This is a genomic window from Arthrobacter sp. SPT-J7, from assembly GCF_059089965.1.
Genome location: NZ_JBNHFF010000126.1, coordinates 1 through 9707, shown reverse-complemented (window position 1 = coordinate 9707; position 9707 = coordinate 1). Strand labels below are relative to the sequence as shown.

7 protein-coding genes are annotated in these 9707 nt (G+C 67.0%); 2 read left to right on the top strand and 5 right to left on the bottom strand.

Annotation, left to right across the window (positions count from 1 at the left end; all coding sequences use genetic code 11):
- Positions 1 to 226 precede the first annotated feature (226 nt).
- Genes AC5RWX_RS26395 through AC5RWX_RS26380 form a run of 4 tightly spaced genes read right to left on the bottom strand, consistent with a single transcriptional unit; the run spans position 227 to position 5640 of the window.
- The gene (locus AC5RWX_RS26395) at positions 227 to 955 is read right to left on the bottom strand and encodes a thymidine kinase (protein WP_494099236.1); all 729 of its coding nucleotides are present in this window, start codon (positions 953 to 955) and stop codon (positions 227 to 229) included.
- Positions 948 to 2171: an alkaline phosphatase family protein gene (locus tag AC5RWX_RS26390; protein WP_494099235.1), complete on the bottom strand. Its 1224-nt coding sequence runs from the start codon at positions 2169 to 2171 to the stop codon at positions 948 to 950. Before AC5RWX_RS26390 ends, AC5RWX_RS26395 begins: the two co-directional genes overlap by 8 nt.
- Positions 2171 to 2914 (bottom strand): DUF5998 family protein, encoded by a 744-nt coding sequence (locus AC5RWX_RS26385; RefSeq protein ID WP_494099234.1) that lies wholly within the window; start codon positions 2912 to 2914, stop codon positions 2171 to 2173. The genes AC5RWX_RS26390 and AC5RWX_RS26385 overlap by 1 nt, the downstream gene beginning before the upstream one ends.
- A gap of 41 nt (positions 2915 to 2955) precedes the next feature.
- On the bottom strand, positions 2956 to 5640 hold the full coding sequence (locus tag AC5RWX_RS26380; RefSeq protein ID WP_494099233.1) for a bifunctional acetate--CoA ligase family protein/GNAT family N-acetyltransferase: 2685 nt from the start codon (positions 5638 to 5640) through the stop codon (positions 2956 to 2958).
- A gap of 78 nt (positions 5641 to 5718) precedes the next feature.
- On the opposite strand from AC5RWX_RS26380, the gene AC5RWX_RS26375 reads away from it, so the two are divergent.
- Together AC5RWX_RS26375 and AC5RWX_RS26370 are read left to right on the top strand one after the other, a co-directional pair.
- The gene (locus AC5RWX_RS26375; protein ID WP_494099232.1) at positions 5719 to 8229 is read left to right on the top strand and encodes a DNA gyrase/topoisomerase IV subunit A; all 2511 of its coding nucleotides are present in this window, start codon (positions 5719 to 5721) and stop codon (positions 8227 to 8229) included.
- Between the two features lie 9 nt (positions 8230 to 8238).
- The gene (locus AC5RWX_RS26370; protein ID WP_494099231.1) at positions 8239 to 8757 is read left to right on the top strand and encodes a DinB family protein; all 519 of its coding nucleotides are present in this window, start codon (positions 8239 to 8241) and stop codon (positions 8755 to 8757) included.
- Here the strand turns inward: AC5RWX_RS26370 and AC5RWX_RS26365 are convergent.
- On the bottom strand, positions 8739 to 9707 hold a 969-nt coding region (locus AC5RWX_RS26365), incomplete at its 5' end, for an ATP-binding cassette domain-containing protein (protein ID WP_494099230.1). The two genes, AC5RWX_RS26370 and AC5RWX_RS26365, sit on opposite strands and share 19 nt — an antisense overlap.

Below are 9707 nucleotides of genomic sequence, written 5' to 3'. Positions count from 1 at the left end.
CGCCCAGGAGATTGTCCCGGCCTGCAAAGCCGCCAGGGCCCGGGGCAGGGACGTGGTCAGGGCATGGGAACCGGCGACCAGGACACCGGCGGCCCGGTCACCGGCCACCAACTTTGGAGCTTTTATTGACCAGTCTCGTCTAAGGCTGCCAGTCAACAGCGCGTCCCGGACCGCATAGGAGGCCGCCCAGCTGCCCTCATGCAGAGAACGCAACCTGGTGCCGGCGCTAGGCCCCGGTAGGTCCGGCTCCACCCGACCCCCGCCACAGGCAGGCATCGACTTCGAACGGCAGCAGTGGGTCCTGCTGGCCCATCAAGGTGGCGCCATGGGCGGTAACACGCCGCATATAGTGCCTGCGGCAGAGGGTCTCGTAGCCCACAACCGGGACGTGGTCGCTGCCCCACGGCGCGGCGGAATCACCCGCCATGTCCACGTCGCCCACCACCACCTGCGCACCCTCGGTGACCATCACGCCGTCGACCGTCCGGGCATTGTGGGTGGCACGCCGGCCGCACCAGCACAGCGCTTCCACCTGCAGCACCTGCACCCTGTCGGCAAGTTCGACAAGCCGCTGGGAACCGGGAAACAACCGGGTACGGAAATCGGCAGTGATACCAAACGCGAACACGTCCACGTCGATCTCGTCCACGACTTTCGCCAACTGTTCCACCTGCTCCGGCGTGTAGAACTGGGCCTCGTCACAGATCAGGTAGTCCACCCGCTGCCCCTGCGTGCGCCGCAGCATGACTTCCTCCCAGAAGTCGGTGCCGTCCGCCACCTCAACCGCGTCAGTCTGCAGGCCAAGGCGGCTTGAGATGCGCGATTCGCCGGCGCGGTCGTTTCGGCTGAAGCGCACGCCACCGCGGCCCCTGGCCCGGTGGTTGTGGTCCATTTGCAGGGCGAGCGTCGACTTACCGCAGTCCATGGTGCCGGAGAAAAAGACCAGTTCAGCCACGGCGGGGACTCCTGCCGCCTGCCGTGAAGCAGAGCAGGGGGACCTCCCGCTCAGCCTTGGTGAGCGAGCCGTGCTGACCCACCACTTCCATGGCGGTGGGCCGGACGCGGCGTGTGTCGTACAGGGCGACGGCGTCCCTCGCCGCAATCATGATGTCGCCAATCCTGCCCTCGACGGCGGGACGGACGGTGCCGAACAGGCCCGCAGCGAGTGCTTCCTCGCGGGTGAAGGCCCACACCTGCTCGCCGAAGCGTGCCCGCCATGCCGTGAGCAGGCGGTCCCGGAGGTCCTCCCCTGCACCGTGCTCAAGGTAGAGATGGACCATCCGCGGCTCCCCTGCCGTATGCCGGACCCCTTCCACCAAGGCAGGCTCTGCCGAGAAATCGATACGCTGCTGCTCGGGGACGTCCAGCATGCCGTGGTCCGCCGTGAGCAGGATAGTGGTGCCGGCCGGGAGGGAAGCGTTGAGCCGCTTTATGGTCGCGTCAAGCTCTTCGAGCTGGTGCTCCCATTGCTCGGACTGGCAGCCGTAGCGGTGCCCGGCCTTGTCCAGCTCGTTGAGGTAGAAGTACATCAACGATGGACCCGCGGAGGACATAGCCTCGGCCGCAGCTTCCGTCCGGGCGTGCGCCGTAGTGGCCGAGATGAATGTGCCGCCGCGCAAGGCTGCACGGGTCATGGGCGAGCCGCCGAATTGCGGGAGGCTGACGGTGGTGACGTCCACGTGTTCCCCGGCGCGTTCCAGCACAGTGGGAAACGGCTGCCATGTAGCGGGGTCGACGCCGGGATCCCAGTTTCCGAGCAGATTGACCACCTTATCCTGCTCCGGGTCCAGCACGTCATAGCCCACCATGCCGTGCTGGCCCGGCGCGAGACCGGTGCCAAAACTTGCCAGGGCGGCTGCGGTGGTGGAAGGGAACGTGGAATCCAGCCAGACGGGCACGGCCCCTTGACCGGCCTGGATGACTGAGCGGAGGAAGGGCGTGTGGGCCGATTTCTGCTTCAGCAGGTTCCGGCCGAGGCCATCGGCCAACACCACGCACACGCGAGAGGCGGCAGGCAGGCCAAGGGTATTGGCAAACCCGTCCACCCCCAGGCTTGCCGCGGCGCTGGTGAGCACGTCGGCGATCGAGCGCTGTCCGTAGGCAGGCGCCGGCGGGAGGACAACCTGGGGCTGGGCGGAAACGTTAGCGTTCAGGTGGCGGTCTTCGGGCATCAACGCTGCTGGTGGCCGCGGCTGAGGCGATTGCCGAAGACTCCTGCCCGCGGCCGCGGCGCCATCGACTGCACGTGCGGCTGCGGAGCGGGGGAACCTGTGTTCACGGCACGAAGTGCGCGGGCAAAAAGCTTGGCATCCTGTACTGCCTGCAGGCCGTCCGCTTCGGCACTGATGCGCAGGACGATGTCCTCCTGGGCGATGGTTCCGCTGTAGCCGTGGTCCGCTTCGCATTGGGGATCACCGCAGCTGGCAGGACCCATGTCCAGCCGCTGGCCACCAGACCAGGCGATGGACAGCGTTACTTCACGGACAGGGTCAGAGGGCTTGTAGTTCTGCGGCTGCGAGTACATGTAGCTCAGCACGACAGACCGGATCTGGGCCACGGGAACAGATTCAGTGGAGATCTGGGCGACGATCTGCTCGCCGGCCTCGTCCAGCTGCTGGTCGTCTACGTGGGTGATCACCAGCATGTCCGAGGTGAGCACCAGCACCGTGATGTGGCGCCGGACTTCAGCACGGTCGAAGTGGGTTTCCAGGTGCACAAGGTGGGCAACACAGTCGCGGCCGTCCAAGGCGTCATCGACGACATCAGCCACGAGGCGGGGATAGAAGCCTGCCTTCTGGAGGGCGCCTTCCAGGCTTTGGCCCTGGGCGCTGTGGCTGTGTGAGCTGTGGTGGCGGACTGCCTGGGTTTCATTGCCGGGCGTTTCGGGCGCCGACGCGGGAGGCTGTGAGCTCATTCCCCCATTTTCACAGATCGGCCGGTCACTTGCTAACCGCGTCAGCCCAGCATTGCCCGCCGCGCGCTGTCCGTCCGCTGGGCGGCATTGGCGATGCGTACGTCAGCAGCAAGGGTGGTGGCTCCCGAGGTGCCGCACAGGACGGGGTTGAGTTCCACCAGGGCGATTTCAGGGTGGTTGTCCTTGAGCCAGGCGAGGCGGCCGGCGAGGTCCTCAAGCGCCTTGACGTCCACGGCCGGCAGTCCCTGGTAGCCAAACAGCTTCTGCGCCGCCCGTGGCGCGCGGATGAAGTCGTCGACGTCCGCGGCGGAGAGCGGCGGCACGCGGTGCGCCCAGTCGTCCAGCAGGTTCACGGCGTCCCCGGCAAGCCCGAAGGAGATCACCGGCCCCAGCAACGGATCCTCGATGGCCCGGAACGTGCAGGCCTGCCCCACCGGCGCCATCCTTTGTACTTCCAACGCGGGGTCCCCGTAATTGGAGAGCACGCGCCGCATCTGCAGCACGTTCTGCCGCAGCGATTCCGCATCCTGGATATCCAGCCGCACCCCGCCAAGATCAAGCCGGTGCCGCAGCGCCGGATCGGTTGTCTTCAGCACCACGGGCCACCCCAGGGCATCCGCAGCTTCAACGGCCTGGTCGGGGTTGTCAAAGCCCACTGAAGGCAGCACCCTGATCCCATAGTGGCCCAGCAGTGAGGCCGCGGCTGCCGGGTCCAGCTTCTTCAACTGCTCACCTCTGACATCCCTGAGCAGCGCTTCGATTTCCGCCCGGGCAAGCTCGGGGTTGCACCCTTCGGGTTCCACGAAATGCCCCTGGTCCCGGGACACCCATTCGGCGTAGCGGACCACGGCAGCGAGCGCAGCGACGGCAGCCCCCGGGTTCGAAAAGCAAGGGACCGCGTGTTCCTGGGACCCCAGCATCCCCTCCACGGATATGGAAGGGTCAAGGATGCCGGTGAAGGCGGCGACCACCGGCTTTCCGGCTGTTGCCGAGCATTCGGCCAGTACTTCGGCGATGCTGTCCACGGTCAGCCCGCGGGCAGGGAGCAGCGCCGCAACGGCCGAGTGGACGGCATCGGACTCGAGTGTCTTGAGCAGGCTGGCCCTCATGGCGGGCAGGGCAATCGACTGGCCGGCGTCGAGGTCTACGCCCGTGGCCAGTTCCGCGACGATGAGGCCCTGGGAAGACGCGCTGTCCGCCACGACTTTGCCCAACGCCTGGGAGTTGCTAAAGATGGCAAGTCCCGGGCCGACGGGGAGCGGCTGGGCCGAAACCACCTGCGAGACGTCCATGAGCTGTTCAATGGTTTCCACCCGGATGACGCCGGACTGGCGCAGCATCGCGTCCAGCGCGCCGGAGGGCGCCTGGGTTGTGCGTACGGCGTGCCCCGGCGGCAGCCGCAGTCCCATGGCGTCGGACTTGGCCACGATGACCGGTCGGGTGCGCGCCAGCCGCCGGGCCAGGCGCGAAAACTTGCGCGGGTTGCCGATGGATTCAAGGTAGAGCCCGACGGCGGCCGTATCGGGATCGTCCTCCCAGTACTGCATCATGTCGTTGCCGGAGACGTCGGCCCGGTTACCGGCGGACAGGAACGTGGACAGGCCGAGCCGGCGCCGGCTGGAAGCGGCGTACAGCGAGACGCCGATGGCCGCTGACTGGCTGAACAGGCCCAGCCCGCCCCGGAGCGGCAGGGTGGGCGCCATCGAAGCGTTCAATGACACGTCAGGGTTGGTGTTCACGATTCCCAACGACGCCGGCCCGATAACCCGCATGCCGCTTGCGCGGGCCTGCCGCACCAGGTCCCGCTGGCGCAGCAGGCCGCGTTCGCCGTCGTCCGCGAAACCTGCAGAGGCAATCACCAGCCCCCTGACGCCGGCGGCAGCGCAGTCCGCCACCACGGCGGGGACTTCCTCATAGGGGACGGCGACGACGGCCAGCTGGACGGGATCCGGGACTTCGGAGAGTTTGCCGAACGACATCATGCCGGCGAGTTCCAGCGCTTCCGGGTTGATGGCGTAGACGGGGCCGCTGAAGCCGCCCTCGATGATGTGCTCCAGGAGCTGGTAGCCGACGGTCCCCCACTTGCGGCTGGCACCGATCACGGCAATGGACGACGGCGTCAGCAGGTCCCGCACGCTCCTCGCCTCCGCGCGGTGCTCCCGGGATTCCATCACGGCACGTGACTTCTCCGTGGGGTCGATGTTGAACTCGAGGCTGACGACGCCGTCGTCAAAATGCCGCCGGACGTCGTAGCCGGCCTCGGAAAATACCTTCAGCATCTTGCGGTTTTCCGGCAGCACCTCGGCACTGAAGCGCCGGATGCCGTTTTCATGTGCCGCTGTGGCCAGATGCTCCAGCAGGATGGAGCCGATTCCCCGTCCCTGGTGGGAATCGGCAATGTTGAACGCCACCTCCGCTTCGGCGGGGTCATTGAGCCGGTCGTAGCGTCCAATGCCGACGATTTCGCCACGGATCGTGATGACGAAAGCCACCCGGTCCTTGTAGTCAACCTCGGTGAAGCGCTTGAGCTCCTTGCTGGACAGCCTGGCCTTGAAGGCGAAGAACCGCATGTAGATTGAATCCTGCGACTGCCCGACGTGGAAGGCCTGGACAGCGTCAGCATCGGAGGGGTGGATCGGCCTCAAGTGGGCTGTCCCGCCGTCCCGCAGCACGACATCGGCTTCCCAATGTTCCGGATATTCGCCGTCCCCGGGCTGATCCACCATAGGCTTAGCCTAGCCAAAAACTTCCGCAGCACACCCCCCCGTCAGCTGCACAGTACCCAGAAGGATTTACCAACCCCCATGGCCCGCCGCCAAAGTTCCGCCCCCGCTGTGGATGACAGCTCCCCCTACACGGAGAACATCGTGGACATCGATGTCACCTCCGAAATGGAAGGCTCCTTCCTGGAGTATGCGTACTCGGTGATCTACTCGCGGGCGCTTCCGGACGCCCGGGACGGCCTCAAGCCGGTGCAGCGCCGCATCCTCTACATGATGAGCGACATGGGCCTGCGCCCGGACCGGGGACACGTCAAGAGCGCCCGTGTGGTTGGCGAGGTCATGGGCAAGCTGCACCCGCACGGCGACACCGCCATCTACGACGCCATGGTCCGCATGGCCCAGGACTTCTCGCTGCGGCTGCCGCTGATTGACGGGCACGGCAACTTCGGCTCGCTCGACGACGGCCCTGCCGCCCCGCGGTACACCGAGGCGCGGCTCGCGGCTGCTGCCATCACCCTCACCGACCATCTCGATGAGGACGTGGTGGACTTTGTCCCCAACTATGACAACCAGCTCACCCAGCCGGACGTCCTGCCGGCCGCGTTCCCCAACCTGCTGGTCAACGGCGCCACGGGCATCGCCGTCGGCATGGCCACCAACATGGCCCCGCACAACCTTGTGGAGGTCATCTCCGCCGCCCGGCACCTCATCGCCAACCCGGACGCCACACTGGATGACATCATGCGCTTCGTCCCCGGGCCGGACCTGCCCAGCGGCGGGCGGATTGTGGGACTGGACGGTATCCGCGATGCCTACGCCACCGGCCGCGGGTCTTTCAAGACGCGGGCCAAGGTGGAAGTCGAACAGCTTTCCGCGCGCCGGACCGGCCTGGTGGTCACCGAGCTTCCCTACATGGTGGGCCCGGAAAAGGTCATCGAGAAGATCAAGGACGCCGTCAACTCAAAAAAGCTGACAGGCATCAGCGACATCGTTGACCTGACCGACCGCAAGCACGGCCTGCGCCTGGTCATCGAACTCAAGAACGGCTTCAACCCCAACGCGGTGCTCCAGCAGCTCTACCGCTATTCGCCGATGGAGGACTCCTTCGGCATCAACAACGTCACCCTGGTGGACGGCCAGCCCCAGACACTGGGCCTGGTGCAGCTGCTGACCGTGTACGTGGACCACCGGATCGACGTGGTGCGCCGCCGGACTGTTTTCCGGCTGGGGAAGAAGAAGGACCGCCTGCACCTGGTGGAAGGCCTCCTCATCGCCATCGTGGACATCGATGAGGTCATCCAGATCATCCGGTCCTCGGACGAGGCTGCCGCTGCCCGCGCCCGCCTGATGTCCATCTACGACCTCACGGAAATCCAGGCGAACTACATCCTGGAGCTGCGGCTGCGCCAGCTGACCAAGTACTCACGGATTGAGCTGGAAAAGGAACAGGACGAGCTGCGCCGTGACATCGCTGAGCTCGAGGCCATCCTCGGTTCAGAGGAGCGGCTCCGGACCCTGGTGTCGGACGAACTTGGTGCCATCGCCGAAGAGCACGGCACCCCGCGGCGGACCGTATTGCTCGAATCCGAGGCTGTCTCCCCCACTGTCGCCGTCGATCTGGCGCCGGCCAACGGGAAAAAGGGCAAGGCACTCCCGCTGGCGCTGGAAATCGCCGATGACCCCTGCTGGGCCATCCTGACCGCCTCGGGCCAGATAGCGCGCACCAGTAACCGGGAGCCGCTGGCAGAGGCGGGACCCAGGACGAAGCACGACGTGTACACGTCCGTCGTCAAGACTTCTGCCAGGGGCGAGATCGCTGCCGTCACCTCGCAGGGGCGCATGCTCCGCCTGCAGGTGATGGACATGCCCGTCCTGCCGCCGGTATCCGGGCTGCCGAACCTTGCCGGCGGCGTTCCGGCCAAGGACTTCATCACCTTACTGAAGGGGGAAAGCCTGGTGGCGTTTGCCCCGCTCGACGAGGTGCTGGCCATCGGCACGGCCCAGGGAGTGGTGAAGCGGGTGCAGCCGGACTATCCGCTGAACCGCGAGGACTGGGAAGTCATTGCGTTGAAGGACAAGGACTATGTGGTCGGTGTAGCGCCGGCGGGAGCCGACGATGCCGAACTCGTCTTCCTGACGAGCCAGGCGCAGCTGCTCAAGTTCAGTGCTGGCGTGGTCCGGCCACAGGGGCGCACCGCCGGCGGAATGGCGGGAATCAAGCTCGCTGCCGGTGACCGCGTGCTCTTCTTCGGCGCCGTCCAGCCCAAGGACGAGTCCGCAGTGGTGGTGACCATCGCCGGCACCACCGGGGCACTGCCGGGCACGGCGCCTGGCACGGCCAAGGTGACAGGGTTCTTGGAATACCCTGCGAAGGGACGCGCTACGGCGGGAGTGCGGGCACACCGCTTCCTGAAGGGCGAGGACATACTGCTGCTGGCGTGGGCCGGTCACGGCCCCGCTAAGGCTTCATCAGCGGCCGGCGTGGCCCGGTCACTGCCGCAGGAGCACGGCCGGCGTGACGGTTCGGGAGTCCCGCTGTCCCAGCCGGTCGAGGTGGTAGGCCCTGCCATGGCCTGGCCGGATCCCGCTTAGACTGCTCTCATGCCTATCGTGCCTGATGAGAAGGACTGGACCTGGGTCCTCACCCGTCCCTGTCCGGAATGCTCGTTCGATGCCTCCACTGCCACGCCCTCGACCGTCCCCGGCAGTATCGGGAGCCTGCTCCCCCGCTGGCGCGCCGTGCTGCGGCGGCCTGACGTGGCCGAGCGTCCCGACGACCACACGTGGTCCGCTTTGGAGTATGCCTGCCACGTCCGCGACGTGTTCAGCCTTTTCGACCAGCGGCTGAACCTCATGCTCGATTCGGACGACGCACGGTTCGACAACTGGGACCAGGACCAGACGGCCATCGACAAGGACTACGCCAACTCCGACCCCGCGGTGGTCAGCGCCGAGCTCACCGCCGAAGGACAGCAGGCGGCGGAATCATTTGCCGGCGTCCGGGAGTCGGAGTGGGGACGCAGGGGGCTGCGCAGCAACGGCTCGGAGTTCACAGTCCTGACGCTTTCCCAGTACTTTCTGCACGACGTGGTACACCACCTTCACGACGTGGACGGCTGATCCCCCGCCAACGACGCCACAAAGTGGTCACCCTGGTGCTCTGAACGGGCGTGCCCCTCGCTTGATGTGCCGGAACCGGGCGCAAGCACCAGCCGTGCGTCCTCTCCCCGGATGTCGGCCGGGTTGTGCGTCACCAAAACGACGGTGCGGCGGCGCAGCCCCTGCCGCAGGTCCGCCAGCATGGCCCGGGCCGACTCGGCGTCCAGGTGGGCCGTTGGCTCATCCAGCAGGATCACCTCCGCCCCGGTCATCAGGGTGCGGGCCACGGCCAGGCGCTGCCGTTCCCCGCCGCTGAGGAATGCCCCACCCGGACCGATTCGCGTGTCCAGGCCCGCAGGCAGCCGCTCCAGCAGGCCGGCCAGGCCCACCGACGCCAGCGCAGTTGTCATATCGTCGTCCGACTCTTTCCCGCTTCCGGCGGTTCCGTTACCTGAGCCGGGCCGCCCCAGCAGCAGGTTGCCCCGGATGGTGGAATCAAACAGGTGCGCTTCCTGCGGGCACCAGGCAGTCCGCCCGGTCACGCCCACCCGTCCGGCGGCAACCGGCAGGAAGCCGAGCAGCACCGACAACAGCGTGGACTTTCCAGACCCCGATGGGCCCGTGACGGCCAGCCACCTCCCTGGTTCCGCCGCGGCGTCCAGGCCGGAGAACACGGGAGCACCGCCAGGCCAGGCTGCTGAAAGGCCTGCCAGTTCGACGCCGGGAAGGCCACCCGGACGGGCAGGAACAGTGTGCAGGCCATCGCCATAGGCCCCCTGGGAATCATGGTGCACGCTGTGGTCCCGGGTGTTCGCCTCCAGTGCCCCGGACGCCGCCACGCGCTGCATCACCGCCCGCAGCGCCGGGAACTGGCGCACCGCCGTCGTCATTGCTGCGAACGGCTCCACCAAAGCCAGGAGCAGCAGGACCACCACGGCTGCCGTCGCCGGCGCGAGCTGGCCGGCGAGCAC